Genomic DNA, 20,664 nt, shown 5'->3' with positions numbered 1-20,664 from the left:
TATGCGGGAGGGGCTGTTAACCGGCCCACGCGCCGAAGGGCACACACGCATTCTCTCCGGGCCGATATTCTCCGGACCTGTTAACCGCCTCCGTTCCGGTGAACAGCCTCAAGTCTTTGCTTTCAGTTGATCTTTTGAGTTCCGTGACGCACGCGATTTGGTAAAATCATCTGGATGGCGGATGGAACAGAGATCGAACGCTGTCCGCGGAGCCGCAGTTCGGCTGCAGCTGGCGACCAATCTCGCTCCAGCGGCTGTTCGCGCTTTGTGCTGAGTCAACCGCGTGTTACCGTTGTGAAAAAGTGTGAGGCAAGCAGTTGGCCCAGAAGTCAGACATCGAATGGACGGACGCGACGTGGAACCCGGTGACGGGCTGCACCAAGGTCGGTCCTGGTTGTGACAACTGCTATGCAGAGCGGTTCGCAGAGCGCTGGCGCGGAATTGCCGGACACCCCTACGAGCAGGGCTTCGACCTGACACTCTGGCCCTCGAGGCTGAAGCAGCCCGTGCTCTGGAAGAAGCCGCGGATGATCTTCGTCAACTCGATGAGCGACCTCTTCCACAAGGACATCGACCGTACATTCATCGACGCGGTGTTCGACGCAATGGAGCAGGCGGACTGGCACGTCTACCAGGTGCTGACCAAGCGCAGCTCGCTCATGCGCAACTACGTTCGGAAGCGGTATGATGGAGGGCCGGTCCCTCGCCACATCTGGCTCGGAGTTTCTGTCGAGGACGCCGCGCACGCGAGCCGGATCGAGCACCTGAAGCAGATCAATTCCGACGCGCGCTTCATCTCGTTCGAGCCGCTGCTCGGGCTGATCGGGGATGTTGATCTGCAGGGCGTCGCGTGGGCCATCGTCGGGGGGGAGAGCGGGCCACGGGCTCGACCAATGGACGAAAGCTGGGCCCGCCAGCTTCGTGACATCTGCGACCGTGACGATGTGGCGTTCTTCTTCAAGCAATGGGGCGGTGCGCGTCCGAAGTCGGGCGGGCGTCTTCTCGATGGTGAAGAGTGGAACGGCTTCCCGTGGAAGATCGTCCCAAAGCCAATCCTCGATGCTTTGCAGCCTGAGCACGCCTGATGCAGCCAAATGTCAAATATTATCAGGGTCGTGAGCAATCCTACATCAAGCACTTGTTTCTTCAGAAGTACCTCGAAACTGCTGCTTACAAGCTGTTTCAGGGCAGATCGCCCGTTTTCAATTTTGTGGATGCCTTCGCAGGTCCGTGGCGAAATACTGATGCGGCGAAGCAGATGGACACGTCGTTCGGACTTGCCCTCGCTACTCTTGAAAATGTTCGTAGCATTCTCGAAGGGATCGGGCTTCGCGGACTGAAGGTTCGCTTTCGTTTCTGCGAACGCGATCCCGACTCTTTCGCAAGGCTCCAAGCCTTTGCTTCTGAAAACTCGAAGTTCGACATCAAGGTTTTTCCGGGGGCATTCGAAGACAACCTCGGCGCCATTGAAGCGGCTTGTCGGGACATCAGCGGCAGTTTCACCTTCACCTTCGTCGATCCGACAGGATGGGACGTCGACTCGCGCCCGATATTCACATTCCTGAAGGACCTGCGTGGTGAAGTCCTATTCAATTTCATGTCGGAACACGTAAACAGGCACGCCGGCTGGGATGGTGTAGCCGCCTCAGTTGGGCGCTTCCTTGCCGATCCGGACTGGAAATCGGCTTTCGAGGCGCTGCCCGACGACTCGAACGAGTCGAAGATCCTGAAGCTTCTCAAGACAAGGATGGAAGCTGCCAAAGCTGCGACATGGCTGCCTGATTTCGCGATCCGCAAGCCGCGCGAGAACCGCATCAAGATGCGCCTCATTCTCGGAACGCACAGCGCCCATGGGGTCGAGGTCTTCCGAACTGTGCAGCAGAAGGTTGAGAAGGAAGGGTTCAGGGTCCGTCAAAACATCCGGACGGCCGAGACAGGGCAGTTATCGTTGTCGGACGACCTTTTCCTTGAGTTGGACGCGAGCCGAGAGGGCGTCGGTTGCCCTGCCATGGTCGGCTGGGCCAGCGAAACAGTCCTCAAGGCCGTGTCCGCTCAGCCAGGTATCGCCTTTGAGAGGCTCGCACCGGACGTGATGGGACAGGTAATCCCCCCTGAAATTAAGGGTCTTCATTAGTAGAATTTTCTCGGCAAGATGTCTGAGGAGAATTTGAATGAAGAAGAGCAGATACAGCGAGGCACAGATCATCGCGATCCTGCGCCAGGCCGAAGGTGGTGTGCCGGTGGCGCAGCTTTGCCGTGAACATGGCATGAGCGATGCGTCATTTTACAAATGGCGGGCGAAGTATGGCGGCATGGACGCGTCCATGGTCAGCCAGATGAAAGCCATGGAAGACGAGAACCGTCGCCTGAAGCGGATGTATGCCGATTTGAGCATGCAGAACGATCTGCTCAAGGAGGCCCTTGGAAAAAAGTAGTTCGGCCATCTCAGCGCCGCGAGATGGCTGAAATGGCGGTGGAGCGACGCAGGGTCAGCATTGCGCTGGCGTGCCGAGCGTTTGGGGTCAGTCAGACCTGCTTTCGTTACAGCCCTAAGCTGAAGGACGAAAATGCAGTGATCGCCGATCTTCTGACAGAGCTGACAGACACGCACAGAAGTTGGGGATTTGGCCTGTGTTTTCTGCATCTGCGCAACGTGAAGGGTTATCCATGGAACCACAAGCGGGTTTACCGGATCTATTGCGAGTTGGAGTTGAACCTGCGGATCAAGCCCCGCAGGCGGCTGAAACGGGACAGGCCCGATGCGCTGGCCGTGCCAGATGCACCGAATATGACCTGGTCGATGGACTTCATGGCTGATCGCCTCAGTGACGGCCGTGCGTTTCGGCTGCTCAACGTGCTGGATGATTTCAACCGCGAGGGACTTGGCATCGAAGTTGACTTCTCGTTGCCTGCCGAACGCGTCATCCGCAGCTTGAACCGCATCATTGAGTGGCGAGGAAAACCCGGGACGATCAGAGTGGACAACGGCCCGGAATATATCAGTGAAAAGCTGAAAGAATGGGCTGAGAAACAAGGAATTAGCATCCAGCATATCCAGCCAGGACAGCCCCAGCAGAATGCCTATGTCGAGCGATACAACCGCACGGTAAGGCACGAATGGCTAAATCAATACATCATCGAAAGCATCGAGGAGGCTCAGGCTCAAGCCACGCAATGGCTATGGACTTACAACAATGACCGCCCCAACATGGGCATCGGCGGCATAACACCCGCACAGAAACTGAAAGTGGCCATGTAAGTTCTACAAATGCACCCCGTTAAAAAAGGGGAGATTACCAGCCCGATCTCTCAAAGGAGGCAGAAATGTCAGTAGAAAAAGTCGCAATCATCACAGCAGGCGGCAGTGGCATGGGTGCGGCAACCGCACGACGATTGGCAGCGGACGGATTCAAGGTTGCAATCCTGTCATCTTCAGGCAAGGGCGAGGCGCTGGCCAGCGAACTGGGCGGCTTCGGCGTCACTGGCTCCAATCAGTCAAACGATGATCTGAAACGGCTGGTTGATGGCACATTTGAGCGTTGGGGCCGCATCGACGTGCTGCTCAACAGCGCTGGTCACGGCCCGCGCAAGCCAATTCTTGAAATCACCGACGAGGACTGGCACACCGGCTTTGACACTTATTTCCTGAATGTCGTGCGGCCGACGCGGCTGGTTGCACCCATCATGCAAAAGCAGAAAAATGGTGTCATCATCAATATCTCGACAACATGGGCCTTCGAGCCGAGCAACATGTTCCCGACTTCGGCGGTCGCGCGTGCCGGGCTTGCTTCCTTCACCAAGATTTTTGCGGATGACTATGCAAGTGACAATATCCGCATGAACAATGTTCTGCCCGGCTGGATCGACAGCCTGCCTGCAACCGGCGAGCGCCGCGACAACGTACCCTTAAAGCGTTACGGCACGTCCAAAGAGATCGCCGCAACAATTTCCTTTCTGGCCTCCGATGGTGCGGCCTATATCACCGGGCAGAATATCCGGGTTGACGGTGGTGTCAGCCGCTCCATATGACGCCTGTAAAAAAACCAAGATCAATTACTTCGCGTCAGCAATATATTGGCGTCCACCGACCCAGTTGCGCCATTGCGCTTCGGTGCCGTTGAAAACATTCAGGTCGATTTTTCCCTTCACACCATGCGACAGGCCCGAGCCTGAATATTGCCAGAACACCCATTTGCGGCCCGGATAAACCTTGGACGGATGCTGAGCCACAGCGCGCAGCCAGAACGGATAGTCGATAAATGCGCCCTTCAAATTGTCGGCATAAAAATCCGGAGCCGTATAGATGATTGGACGCTGGCCATAATGGCGCTCCAGCCGGTCCATGAACACCTGCATCTTTTCACGCACCTGAGCGGCTGATGGACGCTTGCGGCAACGGGACTGGCCATTCCACTCAACATCAATGACCGGCGGCAACGCCCCTTCTGTTTTGGGCACATTGCGAATGAACCAGTCGGCCTGCTCACTGGCTGTCCGGCACCAATAGAAGAAATGATAGGCGCCGCGCTTGATGCCTGCCGCTGCCGCCCCATTCCAGTTCTGCATGAACAGCGGATCAAGATGGTCGCCACCATCGGTGGCCTTGATGTAAGCAAAATTGGCGCCCTGACTGCGCAGCTTTGGCCAATCAATCTGGCCCTGCCAGCGCGACACATCAACACCATGTACGGCATAATGGCGAGGCTTGACCTTGCCGAAATCAATCGGCTTGGCATCCCGGAACCGTTGCGGGTGAATAACCCCGCCAATCGCCTTCTGCGATCGGGTCGAAGGGCGCGACATCGGCACCAGCGCGGCAGCCTTGACCTCAGGCATGGCAATTCCGGCAGAGGTTTCATCTGCCACCATGGCGGAAATCTGGCTCTGGGCACCATCCGCCAAAACTGTTTGCGATGCTGCAGTGTCTCCACCAACCCCGACAGCCGGGATGACGGCTCGATTGATCGAACTGGTCGTTTCCTGAGAAGGGCGCGGGACAATGTCCTCAATACCGATCCGTGAACAGCCGGCAACACCAAGACTGAGAATGACAAGAGCTGAAAAGGCTGAAAAACGCATCCGGGACCTGTACGCAAAACACATCGTCCGGACCGGATGGCAAAGCGCCATTCCGGGACCCAAAAGCACTTTTAAGGCCCAATCACCAAGAAAGTTTGAATCAATCTGTTAACGTCTGGCGTAACTCAACTGGCTGAACTGCAAGTTTTAGACACACATCTGTTGCTCGCAGCCTTCATGCCCTACCATATAAGCAGGCGACAAAGACGGATCGCTGACACGAGCAGCGGCGCGCTCCAGCATCCAGCGCAAGCCTTTTGGATCAACCCGGTCACGTTGCATGAGCAGTTGAACCATCGGGTCGCTCAGCAATTCATCGAGCCTGATCTCATTTGTGCACATATTCGCCTCCTGATCCTGTCTGCCCAACCCCGCATCACGTGCAGATCAGATAAGCCGCCAATCATGACAGGCCAATGGCAGTGAGACGACCATGGCATGGCAATTGCATGTTTTTTTATTCAACTTTCTGGGCAGTATTGTTTTAGCCCTGCACAATCAGTGCTTGCGCGCCTGCACCAGATAGGCGTCAATTGTCTCCTCACCCAGCCATTTCATGGCTTCAAGCCGGTGCAACCCCTCAACAAGGACATAGCGCTTGCCGTCATGGCGCAGTTGAATGGGCAATTTCATCCCGTTTTCCAGAATATCCTCGGCAAGATGGCGCACCGTTTCAGGATGCAATGTCTTGCGGCGTGCTGTCGGCACATAAATCTCTTCCACCCCGACTTTCTGAACTCTCAGCATATCACCTCCTGTTTTACAGATATTTTTTTATTCATCGCCTGCAGGCTCTTAAAAATAGCGAGGGCTGAGCAGATGACTGCATCATATTCGTAGCGTAAAACACTTTTCGTCATAATGGTTTCCACCACTGTGCCGCATTTGCACCTTACAGCGCAGTGATAGCAGGAGGCAGACATATGGACCGGGTACCAACACTGGCGCTGGCGCTGACCATCACCACCGCCGCTACTTTAGGCGGTCTTTTGATATATGGCCCGGCCAATGCGCAGATAAAAAACGATGCCGACTATATTGATGACCGCTCTGGCCCGGCTCAACTGATCCGCTCCTTCTACAGCGCCATCAACCGCCATGAATATGCCCGCGCCTGGGATTATTTTGGCGAGACAAAACCGGTTGCTGATTTCGCAAGTTTTGCCAAAGGCTATGAGGAAACCGTCTTTGTCGAGGTTGAAACCGGCGGCATTTCAGAAGAAGGAGCCGCAGGCAGCCTTTATTATACGCTACCGGTGGCCATTCGTGCGCAACAGCAGGATGGCTCGGAAAAAATCTTTGCCGGCTGCTATACGCTACGTCAGATCAGCCCCCAGACGCAGGAGCCTCCCTTCAAGCCGCTCCATATTGAAAAAGGCGAATTGAAGCTAACGGATTCAGCTTTCACAAAAGCCCTTCCCATGAGTTGCGGCGACAATGGTGTATTTGCGCCAAATGATGCGCTGCTGGAAAAAGCTAAAGCTGCCTTTATCGCCAGCTATAGTGAGCGCTGTAATGCTTCATCTTCTGAAAGCGACACTACATCCCCTGTTGATTACACGATCTCCTATCGCACCAGAGATAATGATCACCAACAGCAGGCGCGGCTGTTTCGTTTCCTGTGTTCAAGCGGGGCTTACAACCAGACTTTTGTGTTCTTCATGAGTGATGAACAGGGCCTTGTCCGGCAAGTGCATCTGGCAGAGCCGGAACTCGACATCCATTATGAAAATGACGATCCGGAGAAAAAGCCCGATGCCGTCAACATTATCGGCTATCGCAGCACGGATGAACTGACCAATGCCACTTATGACGAGGAAAATTTTTCAATCACGACACATGCCAAATGGCGCGGCGTCGGCGATGCTTTCTCCCGCGGCACATGGCTGTTTCGCAATGGCGCATTTTCACTGGTCTTTTATGAAGTCGATGCGTCTTATGATGGCCAGATCAATCCGCAAACCATTCTCGATTATAATTCAGCCCCCTAAAGCCTGTCTCCCGAGACTTGAGAACCAGTTTCGGGATAAAGACATGCGTAAAAACAAAGGCTTAAAGCCATCATTTTGCCACTGAAAGCATCCAGTTGAGGGTCTCGCGCCAGTCTGTCATGCGGATAGGCGTGCCATGGCTGCCGGTTTCAAAGCGTACAAAACGCGCCGGATAATTGTTTTGTTTTTTTAAAATGGCACGGAAAAACGCTTCCTGTTTTTCGACCGCAAACACGCTGTCACGACTGCCTTGTGCAAAAAACACAGGAATACGGCGCAAAAAGCCGGGGCTGGATAAAAAGCCTTCATCCCACAAGGAGCCAAGCAGCAGCAATCCATCCACCTGTTGGGCGTCTTGTCTGTTGCCCGCCAGTTTCCAGCAAAGCGCACCCCCCATGGAACCGCAGGCAACAAAGATTTTTGCATGGGGCGACTGGCTGGCATAATGCTGGATCAATGCTGAAATTTCAGCAGCTCCACGTGCGTCAAAATCAGAAAAATCCGGCGACAGATAAAGCCCGCCATTTTGCGCCATCAGATTTTTGATGCGGTTGAAATTGCCGCCAAAGGTAAAATCATCCACGCCCTGACGGCGGCTGCCCCCCTGCCCGTGCAGATAAAGCACGATCATGCTGGCATTTTTTGTGCGCCCCACAGCAAAATGTCTTATGGTGCCGACATTGGTTTTCAGCGCCAGATCTTTTTGCACCTTGCGCACGCCGGTTGAAACATAGGCCCGTTTTGCCCGGCGCTCGGGGATTTCATCGCGCCCGTTAATGTCACGCAACTCGCGATAGTCCACCACACGATAGGAAAGATCAGCCTCAGCCGACACAAGTGCCGGATAGGCAAACAACTCATCCTTGTATGGTTTGAGAACAAGGGACTGCGCCCATGCTGCTCCCATCAACAGCAACATGGACAGGCAGGTAAGGGCTGCCCGCATCACAAACTGCTCAAGCCTTGTCATCAAGGACCGTATAATGGCGGTCGTGATAGAGCAGCGGGGGTTGTTCCTTGCCAAGGCGCAGCCCGGCCACCCGCCCGAAATAAATACGATGGGTCGCAATGTCCTTGGTGTCGATGATCTCGCAATCGAACACGGCAATCGCATCAATCAGCGTTGGCGCGCCGGTCGCTATCACATCCCATGTTCCAACCTTGAAGCGCTCGCTCATCGACGCCAGCCCGGTTTGTCCTGAAATTGCAGCGGCCACCGGCTGGTGCTGCTTTCCCAAAGTGTTAAGCGCAAATCTGCCATTGGCCAGAAAAACCTCATTCTTCAAATTCTCGCGATTGAGACAAACCAGAAGAATGGGGGGCGTGTCGGAAACCGAGCAGCTTGCCGTCACGGTGGCGCCGCGCAAACCAGCCGCACCATCCGTGGTTATGATATGAACATGACCCGCAAATTTAGCCATCGCATCGCGATAGGCCTGAGGTCCGACATCGTTTTTCTTGAGCACCGGCAGCAATCCATTTGCAATTTGAACACTATATAAGCCGGGCTGACTGCCCCCACAAGCAACTGTCTGTTCAGCAGACAACAATATGGCAGCCTGTATTGCGCAACGTGCCACCAGCCTCTACAGCAGGACAAACCGGCAAGATGAAGGACAGATTGCAGGCAAAAATGCGTATCGCCCAAATCATAGCGACTGCCCTTTCAGGCCTCCTGCTTGCCTTTCATGCGCAGGCCGAGCCGGTGACCATTGGCATCGCCGCTCCACTTTCAGGCCCTTTTGAGCGGCTTGGGCAGCAAATTGCAGCAGGCGCAAAACTGGCGGCGACCGGGCATGACATTCAACTTGCCATTATCGATGACCAGTGCAGCGCTGCCGGTGGCGAACATGCCGCCCGCCATTTTGTCGAACAGAAGGCCCAAATCGCTATTGGCTTTTTGTGCACGCAAGCAGTTGAGGCTGCCAGCCCTCTACTGATGGAGGCAGGCATTCCTGTTATCATGACAGGACCGCGCACCGAAAGCCTGACCGACCAGAAAAACCGTACAGGATGGCCCCTGTTTCGGCTTGGTCCGCGTGACGATGATGAGCGCAATGCAATTGCCGACATGCTCACCAGGCGCTGGAAGAGCGATTATTTTGCCATCATCGATGATGGCACGATTTACGGGCGCGAACTGGCCGGAGCTTTTCGGGAAAAAGTCAGGCAAGCCGCCCTCGAACCTGTCTTTATCGACACATTCCGGCCCGGTCTCGACAATCAGATCGCACTGGCTGGCCGCCTGAAACGCGCTGGTGCAACCCATGCTTTTGTTGGGGGTGATGCTGCTGACATCGCCATCATGGCGCGTGATGCAGCTAAGCTCGATGCCGATATGACATTTGCCGGTGGCGAGGCTTTGCGCAGCGCAGCGCCAGATGTGCCATTTGCTGTCGGAACCTTGATGATTGCCCCGCCAGAATGGGCCGATGTGGCAGAGCCTGTTGCCGTGCAAGCTTTTTTACAAGCCGGCATTCAAGCCGAAGGCTATGCCCTGCCCGCTTATGCCGCCATCCAGATCGCGCTCAGCGCAATAAAAAGCGACAGACCTGTGATAGAGGTTTTTTCAGAAAAGGAATTTGCCACTTCTATCGGCCCCGTTCGCTTTAACGCTCAAGGTGATCTGGCGCAAAACCTCTATCGGCTCTATCGTTTCGACGGGCAGGATTTTGTGCAAATCGAGGCAGAGTGATGTTTCAAACCGGTCCGCGCAATCTGATCACCGATGTTGCGGGCCTGCATGTCGGCAATGTTGCAGATGCCCGCCTTAAATCTGGTGTGACCGCCATTTTATGCCATGAACCGGCTGTGGCGGCCGTACAGGTGCTGGGGGGTGCGCCCGGCACACGCGAAACCGATCTTCTGGAGCCGCATAATACGGTTGAGACCGTCAATGCCGTGGTGCTTTCCGGCGGCTCGACCTTCGGGCTGGATGCAGCTTCAGGCGTACAGGTATGGCTGCGTGAGCAAGGCATCGGTTTTGCCGTTCAGGGACAGGTGGTGCCGATTGTGCCTGCTGCAATCCTGTTTGACCTTGCCAATGGCGGCGACAAGGATTGGGGGCGCTATCCGCCCTATCGCGAGCTTGGCTATGAAGCCGCCCGCCTTGCAGGCTCCGATTTTTCTCTGGGCACGCAATTTTCTCTGGGCACACAAGGGGCAGGAACCGGCGCGCTCAGTGCCGGTCTGAAAGGCGGGCTGGGATCAGCCTCAACCTTGCTCAACAGCGGCATTACCATCGGCGCGCTGGCAGCGGTTAATCCGCTGGGGTCGGTAACCATCGGCAATAGCCGCCATTTCTGGGCTGCACCTTTCGAGATCAATCATGAATTTGGTGGACTGGGCCTGCCCTGCCCGATGCCGCCTGAAGCTCATGAGATAAAGCTGAAATCCGGTAAAAACCCGCAAGGGGCCAATACCACCATTGCCGTCATCGCCACCGATGCGGTGCTGACCAAATCTGGCGCCAAGCGGCTGGCTATTGCCGCCCATGACGGCTTTACCCGCGCCATCTGGCCAAGCCACACAGCCTTTGACGGCGATCTGGTGTTTGCATTGGCCACGGGCCGCAGTGGAATCAACATCTGTCCACAAGACGCCATCGAACTTGGAGCCGCGGCCGGAGCAACCATGGCGCGCGCCATTGCGCGTGGTGTTTATGCTGCAACCCCGGCACAAGACGACCTGCTTCCCGCATGGTCGCAATATATAGAGCCTGTGTGATCACGGGCAAATACTGACAGGAGACTATTTTGCGATTTTTCAGATTTTTCTTCGTCCTGTTTGCCCTTGCCTGTCTCATGACCACAAATGCCCGCGCCGGTGATGTGGCAACTCTGGATATTCTAGGGTTCAGTCAGGATGGCGGAATTTTTGCCTTTGAAGAATATGGCGTTCAGGATGGCTCCGGTTTCCCTTACGCCAACCGCTATTATATCGACACCGCCAGCGACAGCTATGTGAAGGGGACACCAATCCGTGTGCGCCTTGATGATGAAAGCGCCAGCCTGCAAGCCGCGCGTGACAAAGCGCGAGAACAGGGCGAAGCCATTGTCAGTCAGGCAGAATTGACAGAAAATCGCGGTTTTACCGCTGGCAGCAACCCCGTCACCGAATTGTCGGCCGACCCGTCACGCATGGTGGTCAACCCCCGGCCTGTTATTCCTCCAATCGACACGCCTTTGGAATTTCGTCTGGAAACCATCCCCTTTGGCGAGTTGGAACAATGCCATGGCATGGGCGAAGCTGTCGGTTTTCGGCTTTTGCGCATTGATGCTGCCGATGGCGGTAAGACACAGCTTGTGCATGAAGACACTTCAATTCCCAAAAGCCGCAACTGCCCGACCGGTTATTTTATTGGTGCCATCCAGACCTTTTCTTCAGGGCTGGATTTAAGCCGCTATGCGGTGCTGATTGGCGTGCAGCAAATTGGCTTTGAAGGGCCCAATTATCGCTGGATGGCGGTGACCGGAGTCTATTAAGAGACATCATGCCATCATAAGCATCATCATGCGTTGAGCATTTGTGCCTGCTCTGTTAGGAGCCTCCAAAATAACATTTAATGTTAATAAGTTAAAGTTAGGGCTGCAAATGATACCCCGTTATTCCCGGCCGGAAATGGTCGCCATCTGGTCACCCGAAACCCGCTTTCGCATCTGGTTCGAGATCGAGGCCCATGCTTGCGATGCTCTGGCCGAGCTTGGCGTCATCCCCAAGGAGGCGGCCCGCACGATCTGGGAAAAAGGTGGTGCTGCACAGTTTGATGTCGAGCGCATTAACGAGATCGAGCGCGTCACCAAACATGATGTGATCGCTTTTCTGACCCATCTGGCTGAATTTGTCGGCCCCGATTCGCGCTTCATCCATCAGGGCATGACCTCATCTGATGTTCTTGACACCTGCCTTGCCGTTCAACTGACCCGTGCCGCCGATCTTCTGCTGGCCGATCTTGATGCTTTGCTTGCCGCCCTCAAGCGCCGTGCCTTTGAGCACAAGAACACGGTCACCATTGGCCGCAGCCACGGCATTCATGCCGAGCCGACCACCTTTGGCGTGAAACTTGCACAAGCCCATGCCGAATTTTTCAGAGCACGCCAACGTCTTGTTCATGCGCGTGAAGACATCGCCACCTGCGCCATTTCCGGGGCGGTCGGCACTTTTGCCAATATCGACCCGTTTGTGGAAGAGCATGTGGCAAAAAAACTTGGTCTCAAGGCAGAGCCGGTATCAACCCAGATCATTCCGCGTGACCGCCACGCCATGTTCTTTGCCACACTTGGCGTCATCGCCTCCTCCGTCGAGCGGTTATCGATCGAAATCCGCCATTTGCAGCGCACCGAGGTTCTGGAAGCGGAAGAATATTTCTCGCCGGGCCAGAAAGGCTCGTCCGCCATGCCGCACAAGCGCAATCCGGTGCTAACTGAAAACATGACCGGTCTTGCCCGCATGGTGCGCTCTTATGCTTTTCCGGCCATGGAAAATGTCGCACTGTGGCATGAGCGCGATATTTCACACTCTTCCGTTGAGCGCATGATCGGCCCTGACGCGACAATCACGCTGGATTTTGCGCTGGTGCGGCTCACCGGCGTCGTCGACAAGCTGCTGGTTTATCCTGAAAACATGGAACGCAACCTCAACCGGTTCCGCGGTCTTGTCCATTCACAGCGTGTGCTTCTGGCGCTGACCCAGGCTGGAGTTTCGCGTGAAGATTCTTATCGTCTCGTACAGCGCAACGCCATGAAGGTCTGGGAACAGGGCAAGGATTTTCTTGAAGAATTGCTGGCTGACAAGGACGTCACCGCCGCGCTTTCAGAAAGCGAAATTCGCGAAAAATTCGATCTCGGCTATCACACCAGATATGTCGATACGATCTTCAAGCGGGTGTTTGGCGAAAGCTGAAACCGTCCCAAATACAGGCAAAGCAGGTCATCTGCATTGAAGAGGCGGCCTTCAACCGCTACATCGGCCCCATGAAAGTCAAAGACGCAGATATTCTCATCGTTCCCGGCTACACCAATTCCGGCCCGGACCACTGGCAGACCCGCTGGCAGGCGAAACTCTCAACGGCCAGGCGGGTCGAGCAGGCGCAATGGTCAAAGCCGGAGCGCAACGACTGGATAAACGCACTTGTCAAAACGGCAAATGAAGCCGAAAGGCCGATTGTTTTCGTTGCCCATTCACTTGGGGTGCCAACCGTCATTCACGCCTTGGCGCATATCAAAAAACCTGTTGCGGGCGCTTTCTTTGTCGCGGCCCCTGATGTCACCAATCCCGACATCAGGCCCAAACATCTCATGACATTTGGTCCCTATCCCCGCGACCCCCTGCCCTTTCTCTCAATCACGGTGGCCAGCCGCAATGATCCCTACTGCCCGTTTGAGGTGGCGGAAGATATTGCCGGCGCCTGGGGTTCGCTATTTATCGACGCTGGCGACTCAGGCCATCTCAATGCTGAATCCGGCCACGGCCCATGGCCGGAAGGGTCGATGACCTTTGCGCATTTCATGAGCCGTCTTTGATCGAATCCTTCAGGCTGGCAACAAGTTTACTTGCCCCGTTTGCAATAAGCTGGTGTTCTGAACCTGAAGCAAGCAATCTGTAGCCCATTTCAACGAAACGACCGGCAAAGCCGGGATCAGTTAAAAAGATGCCGGCATGTTTTCCGGCAGCTCTTGCCCGTCCGGCCACACCAGCCAGCGTCTCCATCATGTCTTCCAGCGTTGGATTGACCTGCTGGCCCTCGGTCCAGGCAATCGAGAAATCGCTGGGACCAAGGAAAATCGCATCAATGCCTTGCATTGCCAGAATATCGTCAAGACAATCCAGTGCAGCGCGTGTTTCAATCATGGCAAAAGATAAAGTGCGGTGATTGGACCTGCGCAACCAGTCCTGCTGAGTGCCCTGACCATGACGGGGAAAGGCATAGGTTGGTCCCCATGAGCGCTGGCCAAGTGGCGGATATTTCATTGCAGCGGCAAAGGCGCGCGCATCTTCAAGTGAATTGACCATGGGGGCAATGACCGCCTCTGCGCCAAAATCCAGCGCACGGCTGGCCATATCAAAACGGCCAACGGGGATACGCACAAGGGTTGACCTGCCCGCAGCCAGCACCGGTGCAAGACAGCGCAAAACACTGTCTTCGCTATGGCCGCCATGCTGCATGTCAAGCGTGACAGCATCAAACGCCTGTGCAGCAAGAATTTCCACCGTCAACGGGTCCGGTACACCAGACCAGCTTGTCAAAACCACCTCATCGGCTTCAAGACGTTCTTTAAGTGACATCCGTCCTTCCTTCATATGAAGATTCACTTCTCCGCTTTAAACTCTTGTTTTCAAGCAAAAAAGCCACCCGACAAGCAGGTGGCTTTATTATCTGACCCGATGCAGCAATTGTTCAGCTATTCTTGACCTGTTCGGCAGCGGTGACCAGCAGTTCTTCCATCGTCCTGCGGATCTGATGATCGGACTGGTCCACGCCAGCAGCATCGAAATCCTGACGCAGCTTGCGAAACACGTCCTCGTCGCCTGCCTCTTCAAAATCGGCTTTGACCACTTCGTCAGCATAGGCTTGCGCGTCTGCCCCGCTCTTGCCAAGTTTTTCGGCCGCCCACAGGCCAAGCATCTTGTTGCGACGAGCCATCGCCTTGAATTTTTGCTCCTCATCCAGCGCAAATTTGCGCTCAAAACTCTCTTGCCGGTTTTTCATGTCACTCATGATGTCTGATCTCCAGATGCAAACGATTCGCTTGACCCTCAATATGGAATGCCGGAGCTTAAACCAAAAGGGCAGCACACAGATTTAATGGCAATGTCAAAACCGGCTGCCGCATCCAGCCTTTAAACGGGGTATCAAGAGTGATTCCAATTGAGGAAACCGTTCATTTAGGCTAGAGCATTTTGCAGCCGGACGGAATCGTCTGACGTCGCAATAATGCGGCTAAAAAAGAAGCTGGAGCAGCGGAAGCTGCGTTCGTCAGAACGCCCGTTGCTCTAGAGACCCGATTGAACCATGGTTGCCGCACCAGCGGCCTGAAAACAGGCGGTCGCTATGCCGCCTTTCAAGCCAGAGAACACCAAGATGAAATCACGCCGCCGCATTTATGAAGGCAAGGCCAAAATCCTCTATGAAGGACCGGAGCCTGGAACGCTGATTCAGTTTTTCAAGGATGACGCCACCGCCTTCAACGCCAAGAAGCATGAAATCGTGGACGGCAAGGGTGTCCTCAACAATCGCATATCTGAACATATTTTCACCCATCTCAACCGCATGGGCATTCCCACCCATTTCATTCGCCGCCTGAACATGCGCGAGCAACTGATCAGGGAAGTGGAAATCATTCCCCTTGAAGTGGTGGTGCGCAATGTGGCCGCCGGTTCGCTTGCCAAGCGCCTTGGCCTTGAAGAAGGCACGCTGCTGCCGCGTTCGATCATCGAATTCTACTACAAGGCCGATGCGCTGGATGACCCCATGGTTTCGGAAGAGCACATCACCGCCTTTGGCTGGGCCAGCCCCCAGGAAATTGACGACATCATGGCGCTGGCCATCCGCGTCAATGACTTCCTTTGCGGCCTGTTTCTCGGTGTCGGCATTCAACTGGTTGATTTCAAGATGGAATGTGGGCGCCTTTATGAAGGCGAGATGATGCGCATCGTCGTTGCCGATGAAATCTCGCCCGATTCATGCCGCCTGTGGGATACGGCCACACAAGACAAGCTCGACAAGGACCGGTTCCGACGCGATATGGGCGGGCTGGTTGAAGCCTATCAGGAAGTGGCGCGCCGTCTTGGTATCATGAACGAGAATGAACCACCCCGCCCGACCGGCCCTGTGCTTGTCGCCACCAGCCTGCCCAAGGGCAGCAAGCCTCACTGAATTTTTTCCACAGGAGCACCAAGCGTGATCAAGGCCCGCATTATCGTAACCCTCAAGAATGGCGTGCTCGACCCACAAGGCAAAGCCATTGAAAATGCACTTGGCGGCCTCGGCTTTGGCGATGTCGGCCAGGTGCGTCAGGGCAAGGTGTTTGATATTGAACTTGCCCATGATGACAAGGTCAAAGCCGAAACCGACCTCAAGGCCATGTGCGACAAGCTTCTGGCCAATACGGTGATTGAAAACTACGCAGTGGAGATTGTGTAAGGTGAAATCAGCCATCGTCCTCCTTCCCGGCCTCAATCGCGACCGCGATATGGTTGCCGCACTGACCCGGATTTCCGGCAAGCCACCCGTGATCGCGTGGGAAAGCGACACGACAATCCCTGATGTCGATCTCATCGTCATTCCCGGCGGCTATTCTTATGGCGACTATCTGCGCTGCGGGGCAATTGCCGCTCGCACGCCGGTATTGCGGGCCGTGGCGGAAAAAGCCGCGCAAGGCGTTCTGGTCATCGGGGTCTGCAACGGGTTCCAGATCCTGCTCGAAGCAGGCTTGCTTCCCGGCGCATTGATGCGCAACACCTCACTGAAATTCATCTGCCGGGAGGTCGAGCTGGAAATTGCCAATGCCAACACCAGCTTTACCCGCAATTATCAGCCCGGCCAGATCATCCGTTGCCCCATCGCCCATCAGGACGGAAATTATTTTACCGATTCTGAAACACTGGCGCGTCTGGAAGGCAATGGACAGGTGGTGTTCCGTTATGCGCAAGGCGCCAATCCCAATGGCTCGATCAATGATATTGCCGGTATTGTCAGCGAAAAAGGCAATGTGCTGGGGATGATGCCGCACCCCGAAAACCTGATTGAGGATGCACATGGCGGCACAGATGGCCGCGCATTGTTTGAAAGCGCTTTGGGTATTGCCGCGTGAGGCTTGTTTTTCTGATAGTCGCTTTACTTGGCCTTGCCGGCTGCCAGTCAGGCTCGAAAACATCCGCGCAATCCGGAGGCAAGAGCGCGTCACTGCGCATCATGGAACAGGTGGCGATGGCTGCGCATAAATGTTGGATTGCCAGCAAGGATCCGGCCTTTCGCACCTATCAGATGGCCAATGAGCTGAATAATTTTGGCGGCACACCACGCTTTTTGCTGGTTCCGGCCAAACATTATGGCGGCAAGCCGCTTCTGGTGGTGCAGGCAACAGGCACATCAAGCCGCGTCGAGGTTTTTGGACCGCTGATGGAGCAGGCACAGGCCGCGCGCATCAATGCCGATATTGCCCGCTGGCAAAGCGGCAACGCAGCCTGTTCATCCGCCGCATAGCCGGGTTTCAATGCTGGTGCTCGCCGTTTTGGAAACGGGCCCAGATTAAAAAGACCCTGAAAATAGATGAGCTAGAGCAATTCCAGTAAAAGTGCGCAGCGGTTTTGCGTCCGGAATTGCGTAAAAACAAAGAGGTAGAGCATTGTAGGTGATCCTGTTTTCACCGAAAATGCTCTACGTCTCGCATGATAATTTGAAGCGCAACATCAGGCTTCAAGAAACACCGGGGAAAATTCATGCAGCAGACTGTTTTTTATCCTGAACCGGCAAAATGGATCGGCTGGGCAATTGTCCTTTCGCTTCTGGCTATTGCCGCAGGCTATTGGGCAGAGTTTCATACAGGGTCGGGCAACGCCCTGTTTGTCGAAAACGGCCGGGTGGAAGGCACCCAGACCATTGTTTTGCTGGTGACAGCACTGGTCTTTGCCGCACGCGCATGGCGCAGCCATGATCCCGTGGCCTTCATCTGCATCCCGGTTGCCTGCATTCTTTTACATGCCGCCATGCGTGAAACGCCCCGTTGCGGCAGCGCCTTTTATCCCGGCGGCCCCTGTCTGACAGCCGCCACCAAATATACGCTTTCCGCCATCATGCTCACCATCATGGCGGTGCTGCTTTATGTGCGGCGCAAGGATTTCAAGGACGCCCTCAACCCCCGTTACAGCCTTGTCTTCTGGCCGCTTGGTGTTGCCTTTCTCATGTTATTGGCAGCAGAGCTTGCCGAAAGCCGCCATTTTGAAGGCATCGAAGAAATGCTTGAAATGCTGGCCTATTGCTACGCATTTGCCTGTTCGATCTGGATTTACCGCCACATCTAACCCTACACCCGTCACAAGAAAATTTACCGATCCCGTTTGCAACCGACCGCAGCCTGAAAAACCGAGCCAGAAACCAATGACCATAACCAATACCCCCCCGATCACTTCCGACATGATTGCTGCCCACGGCCTCAAGCCGGATGAGTATCAGCGTATTCTCGACCTGATCAAACGCGAACCAACCTTTACCGAGCTTGGTATTTTTTCAGCCATGTGGAATGAGCATTGCTCTTATAAATCCTCAAAAAAATGGCTGCGCACATTGCCCACAACCGGTGATGTCGTCATTCAGGGACCGGGTGAAAATGCCGGTGTGGTTGATATTGGCGATGGCGATTGCGTGGTCTTCAAGATGGAGAGCCACAACCACCCCTCCTATATCGAGCCCTATCAGGGCGCAGCCACGGGTGTCGGCGGCATTTTGCGTGACGTGTTCACCATGGGCGCGCGCCCCATTGCTGCGATGAATGCGCTGCGTTTTGGCGAACCGGACCACCCCAAGACCCGCCATCTGGTCGCGGGCGTGGTTTCGGGCATTGGCGGCTATGGCAATGCGTTTGGCGTGCCCACTGTTGGCGGCGAGGTCAATTTCGACGCCCGCTATAATGGCAATATTCTGGTCAACGCCTTTGCCGCCGGTCTAGCCAGGACCGATGCCATTTTTTATTCAAAGGCTGAAGGCGTTGGCTTGCCGGTGGTTTATCTGGGCGCCAAGACAGGGCGCGATGGCGTTGGCGGCGCCACCATGGCCTCTGCCGAATTTGACGACACGATTGAAGAAAAGCGGCCAACCGTGCAGGTGGGCGATCCCTTCACCGAAAAATGCCTGCTTGAAGCCTGTCTTGAACTGATGGCCTCCGGCGCAGTCATCGCCATTCAGGATATGGGGGCAGCCGGGCTGACCTGCTCGGCGGTCGAGATGGGGGCCAAGGGGGATCTGGGCATTGAACTCAATCTCGATACGGTGCCGGTGCGTGAAGAGCATATGAGCGCTTACGAGATGATGCTGTCGGAAAGCCAGGAGCGCATGCTTATGGTTCTGCGTCCCGAGAAGGAAAAGGAAGCTGAAGCGATCTTTATCAAATGGGGGCTGGACTTTGCCGTGGTTGGCAAAACCACCGATGATTTACGCTTCCGCGTTCTGCACAAGGGCGAGGAAGTGGCCAATCTGCCGATCAAGGAACTGGGCGATGAAGCGCCCGAATATGACCGTCCATGGGTTGAGCCGGTCAAGGCGGCCCCGCTTGCAGCAGATGATATTCCCCAAGCCGATGTGGCTGACGCGCTGCTGACAATGCTTGACAGCCCCGACCTGTCATCGCGCCGCTGGGTCTGGGAACAATATGACACCATCATTTCAGGCAATTGCCTGCAATGCCCGGGCGGAGACGCCGGTGTGGTGCGCGTTGACGGGCAGGATACCAAGGCGCTCGCCTTCACATCGGACGTCACCCCGCGCTATTGCGAGGCCGATCCTTATGAGGGCGGCAAACAGGCCGTGGCCGAATGCTGGCGCAATCTGACGGCCACCGGAGCGCTGCCGCTGGCAGCCACCGACAATCTGAATTTCGGCAATCCTGAACGCCCCGAAATCATGGGCCAGCTTGTCCATGCCATCAAGGGCATTGGCGAAGCCTGCCGCGAACTTAATTTCCCGATCGTTTCGGGCAATGTGTCGCTCTACAATGAAACCAATGGGCAAGGCATTTTGCCAACTCCGACCATTGGTGGCGCGGGCCTGCTTGATGACTGGCGCAAAATGGCCCGTATCGGTTTTGCCGGTGAAAATCAGCCGATCCTGCTGATCGGCGCTCCTGATGGCTGGGGCACGCATCTGGGCCAGTCCATCTATTTGCGCGTTCTGCATGAGCGCAGTGAAGGCACACCGCCACCGGTCGATCTTGCCCATGAAAAGCGCACCGGCGATCATGTGCGCAACCTGATCGCTTCCGGCATTGTCAGCGCCTGTCACGATCTTTCCGATGGCGGGCTTGGCGTTTCTCTGGCTGAAATGGCCATGGCTTCAGGCATTGGCGCCACGATTGATACGCCTTCCAGCAACCCTGTCTCCGCCTTTTTCGGTGAAGATCAGGGGCGTTATCTGTTGACCCTGTCCATTCAGCCGGGCAGCCCTGAATGGCAGGCGATGCATGCGGCTCTGGAAAAGGCTGGCGTTGCAGCCCACCATATCGGCGCCACTGGCGGGCTCGAATTGAAACTTGGGCAGGCGCGTGCCATATCAGTTGAAGAACTGGGAGCCGCACACGAATCATGGTTCCCGCGTTTCATGGATAGCTGACAGGAAAAACAATATGGCAATGGATGCGCGCGAGATCGAAAGGCTGATCAGGGAAGGCATTCCCGACGCTCAGGTTACGATCCGTGACCTTGCCGGTGACGGCGAGCATTATGCCGCCGAGGTGATTGCTGAAAGTTTCCGTGGCAAAAGCCGCGTCCAGCAGCACCAGATGGTCTATGTGGCCCTGCAGGGCAATATGGGCGAAGCCTTGCACGCATTGGCGCTCCAGACCAGCGCACCGGACTGATAAAAATATAAAACGCTCGGATCATT

23 protein-coding genes and 1 pseudogene are annotated in these 20,664 nt (G+C 55.4%); 17 read left to right on the top strand and 7 right to left on the bottom strand.

The window, feature by feature from the left end; genetic code table 11:
* Nucleotides 1-317: 317 nt before the first annotated feature.
* The 4 genes from ACFPLB_RS07500 to ACFPLB_RS07485 all read left to right on the top strand — a co-directional run bounded on the left by ACFPLB_RS07500 (nucleotide 318) and on the right by ACFPLB_RS07485 (nucleotide 4,029).
* Nucleotides 318-1,085: a DUF5131 family protein gene (locus ACFPLB_RS07500; RefSeq protein ID WP_378228744.1), complete on the top strand. Its 768-nt coding sequence runs from the start codon at nucleotides 318-320 to the stop codon at nucleotides 1,083-1,085.
* Nucleotides 1,085-2,134 carry a three-Cys-motif partner protein TcmP gene (tcmP, locus tag ACFPLB_RS07495; protein ID WP_378228743.1) on the top strand — a complete coding sequence of 350 codons (1,050 nt, stop codon included), beginning with the start codon at nucleotides 1,085-1,087 and terminating at the stop codon, nucleotides 2,132-2,134. Before ACFPLB_RS07500 ends, tcmP begins: the two co-directional genes overlap by 1 nt.
* Before the next feature lie 37 nt (nucleotides 2,135-2,171).
* Nucleotides 2,172-3,259 (top strand): IS3 family transposase gene (locus ACFPLB_RS07490; RefSeq protein ID WP_378228742.1). Its coding sequence is split into 2 segments (ribosomal slippage): nucleotides 2,172-2,433 and nucleotides 2,433-3,259, totalling 1,089 coding nucleotides; the frame shifts between segments, so codons are not numbered across the junction.
* Nucleotides 3,260-3,324: 65 nt separating this feature from the next.
* Nucleotides 3,325-4,029, top strand: a complete 705-nt coding sequence (locus tag ACFPLB_RS07485) for an SDR family oxidoreductase (protein WP_378228741.1) — start codon at nucleotides 3,325-3,327, stop codon at nucleotides 4,027-4,029.
* A gap of 24 nt (nucleotides 4,030-4,053) precedes the next feature.
* On the opposite strand, the pseudogene ACFPLB_RS07480 reads toward ACFPLB_RS07485, so the two are convergent.
* From ACFPLB_RS07480 to ACFPLB_RS07470, 3 genes and pseudogenes are all read right to left on the bottom strand, one after another.
* Nucleotides 4,054-4,746, bottom strand: a pseudogene (locus ACFPLB_RS07480) (glycoside hydrolase family 25 protein); the annotation flags it as partial.
* 480 nt (nucleotides 4,747-5,226) lie between these two features.
* Nucleotides 5,227-5,421, bottom strand: a complete 195-nt coding sequence (locus tag ACFPLB_RS07475) for a hypothetical protein (RefSeq protein WP_378228739.1) — start codon at nucleotides 5,419-5,421, stop codon at nucleotides 5,227-5,229.
* A gap of 156 nt (nucleotides 5,422-5,577) precedes the next feature.
* Nucleotides 5,578-5,826 carry a ParB N-terminal domain-containing protein gene (locus tag ACFPLB_RS07470; protein WP_378228738.1) on the bottom strand — a complete coding sequence of 83 codons (249 nt, stop codon included), beginning with the start codon at nucleotides 5,824-5,826 and terminating at the stop codon, nucleotides 5,578-5,580.
* Nucleotides 5,827-6,002: 176 nt separating this feature from the next.
* Between ACFPLB_RS07470 and ACFPLB_RS07465 the strand changes: the two genes are divergently transcribed.
* Complete coding sequence (locus ACFPLB_RS07465) at nucleotides 6,003-7,070, top strand: DUF1176 domain-containing protein (protein ID WP_378228737.1); 1,068 nt, start codon at nucleotides 6,003-6,005, stop codon at nucleotides 7,068-7,070.
* Between the two features lie 70 nt (nucleotides 7,071-7,140).
* Here the strand turns inward: ACFPLB_RS07465 and ACFPLB_RS07460 are convergent, their stop codons facing one another.
* Both ACFPLB_RS07460 and ACFPLB_RS07455 read right to left on the bottom strand, forming a co-directional pair.
* Entirely contained in the window at nucleotides 7,141-8,016 is an 876-nt protein-coding gene (locus tag ACFPLB_RS07460; RefSeq protein WP_378228736.1) for an alpha/beta hydrolase, read from the bottom strand.
* Between the two features lie 10 nt (nucleotides 8,017-8,026).
* Entirely contained in the window at nucleotides 8,027-8,536 is a 510-nt protein-coding gene (locus tag ACFPLB_RS07455; RefSeq protein ID WP_378228735.1) for a flavin reductase, read from the bottom strand.
* Between the two features lie 143 nt (nucleotides 8,537-8,679).
* On the opposite strand from ACFPLB_RS07455, the gene ACFPLB_RS07450 reads away from it, so the two are divergent.
* The 5 genes from ACFPLB_RS07450 (at nucleotide 8,680) to ACFPLB_RS07430 (ending at nucleotide 13,591) form a co-directional block, all read left to right on the top strand.
* The gene (locus ACFPLB_RS07450; protein ID WP_378228734.1) at nucleotides 8,680-9,765 is read left to right on the top strand and encodes a branched-chain amino acid ABC transporter substrate-binding protein; all 1,086 of its coding nucleotides are present in this window, start codon (nucleotides 8,680-8,682) and stop codon (nucleotides 9,763-9,765) included.
* Nucleotides 9,765-10,796 (top strand): P1 family peptidase, encoded by a 1,032-nt coding sequence (locus ACFPLB_RS07445; RefSeq protein WP_378228733.1) that lies wholly within the window; start codon nucleotides 9,765-9,767, stop codon nucleotides 10,794-10,796. Before ACFPLB_RS07450 ends, ACFPLB_RS07445 begins: the two co-directional genes overlap by 1 nt.
* Before the next feature lie 77 nt (nucleotides 10,797-10,873).
* On the top strand, nucleotides 10,874-11,554 hold the full coding sequence (locus ACFPLB_RS07440; protein WP_378228768.1) for a DUF2259 domain-containing protein: 681 nt from the start codon (nucleotides 10,874-10,876) through the stop codon (nucleotides 11,552-11,554).
* 109 nt (nucleotides 11,555-11,663) lie between these two features.
* Nucleotides 11,664-12,971: an adenylosuccinate lyase gene (purB, locus tag ACFPLB_RS07435; protein WP_378228732.1), complete on the top strand. Its 1,308-nt coding sequence runs from the start codon at nucleotides 11,664-11,666 to the stop codon at nucleotides 12,969-12,971.
* Nucleotides 12,972-13,042: 71 nt separating this feature from the next.
* Complete coding sequence (locus tag ACFPLB_RS07430; protein WP_378228731.1) at nucleotides 13,043-13,591, top strand: RBBP9/YdeN family alpha/beta hydrolase; 549 nt, start codon at nucleotides 13,043-13,045, stop codon at nucleotides 13,589-13,591.
* Here ACFPLB_RS07430 and ACFPLB_RS07425 read toward each other — a convergent pair.
* Nucleotides 13,575-14,354 (bottom strand): HpcH/HpaI aldolase family protein, encoded by a 780-nt coding sequence (locus tag ACFPLB_RS07425; RefSeq protein ID WP_378228730.1) that lies wholly within the window; start codon nucleotides 14,352-14,354, stop codon nucleotides 13,575-13,577. The two genes, ACFPLB_RS07430 and ACFPLB_RS07425, sit on opposite strands and share 17 nt — an antisense overlap.
* Before the next feature lie 112 nt (nucleotides 14,355-14,466).
* Complete coding sequence (locus ACFPLB_RS07420) at nucleotides 14,467-14,787, bottom strand: DUF1476 domain-containing protein (RefSeq protein ID WP_378228729.1); 321 nt, start codon at nucleotides 14,785-14,787, stop codon at nucleotides 14,467-14,469.
* Between the two features lie 363 nt (nucleotides 14,788-15,150).
* Here ACFPLB_RS07420 and purC point away from each other — a divergent pair, with 363 nt between their 5' ends.
* The 7 genes from purC to ACFPLB_RS07385 all read left to right on the top strand — a co-directional run bounded on the left by purC (nucleotide 15,151) and on the right by ACFPLB_RS07385 (nucleotide 20,638).
* Nucleotides 15,151-15,945, top strand: coding sequence for a phosphoribosylaminoimidazolesuccinocarboxamide synthase (purC, locus tag ACFPLB_RS07415; RefSeq protein WP_378228728.1), 795 nt, complete (start codon nucleotides 15,151-15,153; stop codon nucleotides 15,943-15,945).
* 24 nt (nucleotides 15,946-15,969) lie between these two features.
* Nucleotides 15,970-16,212: a phosphoribosylformylglycinamidine synthase subunit PurS gene (gene purS, locus ACFPLB_RS07410; RefSeq protein WP_378228727.1), complete on the top strand. Its 243-nt coding sequence runs from the start codon at nucleotides 15,970-15,972 to the stop codon at nucleotides 16,210-16,212.
* Nucleotide 16,213: 1 nt separating this feature from the next.
* On the top strand, nucleotides 16,214-16,882 hold the full coding sequence (gene purQ / locus ACFPLB_RS07405; protein ID WP_378228726.1) for a phosphoribosylformylglycinamidine synthase subunit PurQ: 669 nt from the start codon (nucleotides 16,214-16,216) through the stop codon (nucleotides 16,880-16,882).
* Complete coding sequence (locus ACFPLB_RS07400; protein ID WP_378228725.1) at nucleotides 16,879-17,274, top strand: hypothetical protein; 396 nt, start codon at nucleotides 16,879-16,881, stop codon at nucleotides 17,272-17,274. The genes purQ and ACFPLB_RS07400 overlap by 4 nt, the downstream gene beginning before the upstream one ends.
* A 236-nt stretch (nucleotides 17,275-17,510) precedes the next feature.
* Complete coding sequence (locus ACFPLB_RS07395) at nucleotides 17,511-18,092, top strand: hypothetical protein (RefSeq protein ID WP_378228724.1); 582 nt, start codon at nucleotides 17,511-17,513, stop codon at nucleotides 18,090-18,092.
* Between the two features lie 76 nt (nucleotides 18,093-18,168).
* Nucleotides 18,169-20,391, top strand: coding sequence for a phosphoribosylformylglycinamidine synthase subunit PurL (gene purL, locus ACFPLB_RS07390; protein ID WP_378228723.1), 2,223 nt, complete (start codon nucleotides 18,169-18,171; stop codon nucleotides 20,389-20,391).
* A gap of 13 nt (nucleotides 20,392-20,404) precedes the next feature.
* Nucleotides 20,405-20,638 carry a BolA/IbaG family iron-sulfur metabolism protein gene (locus ACFPLB_RS07385; RefSeq protein WP_378228722.1) on the top strand — a complete coding sequence of 78 codons (234 nt, stop codon included), beginning with the start codon at nucleotides 20,405-20,407 and terminating at the stop codon, nucleotides 20,636-20,638.
* Nucleotides 20,639-20,664: the final 26 nt, after the last annotated feature.

It is taken from the genome of Aquamicrobium segne, assembly GCF_042656785.1.
Lineage (GTDB): Bacteria > Pseudomonadota > Alphaproteobacteria > Rhizobiales > Rhizobiaceae > Mesorhizobium > Mesorhizobium segne.
The sequence above is the reverse complement of the archived record's forward strand: the minus strand, read 5'-3'. Positions and strand labels throughout refer to the sequence as shown.

Bases quoted from the DNA above. Each gene is read 5' to 3' on its own strand.
- ACFPLB_RS07430 (WP_378228731.1), top strand. From the start codon at position 13,043: ATGAAAGTCAAAGACGCAGATATTCTCATCGTTCCCGGCTACACCAAT.
- ACFPLB_RS07395 (WP_378228724.1), top strand. From the start codon at position 17,511: ATGCAGCAGACTGTTTTTTATCCTGAACCGGCAAAATGGATCGGCTGG.
- purB (WP_378228732.1), top strand. From the start codon at position 11,664: ATGATACCCCGTTATTCCCGGCCGGAAATGGTCGCCATCTGGTCACCC.
- ACFPLB_RS07420 (WP_378228729.1), bottom strand. From the start codon at position 14,787: ATGAGTGACATGAAAAACCGGCAAGAGAGTTTTGAGCGCAAATTTGCG.
- ACFPLB_RS07465 (WP_378228737.1), top strand. From the start codon at position 6,003: ATGGACCGGGTACCAACACTGGCGCTGGCGCTGACCATCACCACCGCC.
- ACFPLB_RS07470 (WP_378228738.1), bottom strand. From the start codon at position 5,826: ATGCTGAGAGTTCAGAAAGTCGGGGTGGAAGAGATTTATGTGCCGACA.
- ACFPLB_RS07485 (WP_378228741.1), top strand. From the start codon at position 3,325: ATGTCAGTAGAAAAAGTCGCAATCATCACAGCAGGCGGCAGTGGCATG.
- ACFPLB_RS07450 (WP_378228734.1), top strand. From the start codon at position 8,680: ATGAAGGACAGATTGCAGGCAAAAATGCGTATCGCCCAAATCATAGCG.
- ACFPLB_RS07440 (WP_378228768.1), top strand. From the start codon at position 10,874: ATGACCACAAATGCCCGCGCCGGTGATGTGGCAACTCTGGATATTCTA.
- purC (WP_378228728.1), top strand. From the start codon at position 15,151: ATGAAATCACGCCGCCGCATTTATGAAGGCAAGGCCAAAATCCTCTAT.
- purL (WP_378228723.1), top strand. From the start codon at position 18,169: ATGACCATAACCAATACCCCCCCGATCACTTCCGACATGATTGCTGCC.
- ACFPLB_RS07425 (WP_378228730.1), bottom strand. From the start codon at position 14,354: ATGTCACTTAAAGAACGTCTTGAAGCCGATGAGGTGGTTTTGACAAGC.
- tcmP (WP_378228743.1), top strand. From the start codon at position 1,085: ATGCAGCCAAATGTCAAATATTATCAGGGTCGTGAGCAATCCTACATC.
- ACFPLB_RS07445 (WP_378228733.1), top strand. From the start codon at position 9,765: ATGTTTCAAACCGGTCCGCGCAATCTGATCACCGATGTTGCGGGCCTG.
- ACFPLB_RS07460 (WP_378228736.1), bottom strand. From the start codon at position 8,016: ATGCGGGCAGCCCTTACCTGCCTGTCCATGTTGCTGTTGATGGGAGCA.
- ACFPLB_RS07475 (WP_378228739.1), bottom strand. From the start codon at position 5,421: ATGTGCACAAATGAGATCAGGCTCGATGAATTGCTGAGCGACCCGATG.
- ACFPLB_RS07385 (WP_378228722.1), top strand. From the start codon at position 20,405: ATGGCAATGGATGCGCGCGAGATCGAAAGGCTGATCAGGGAAGGCATT.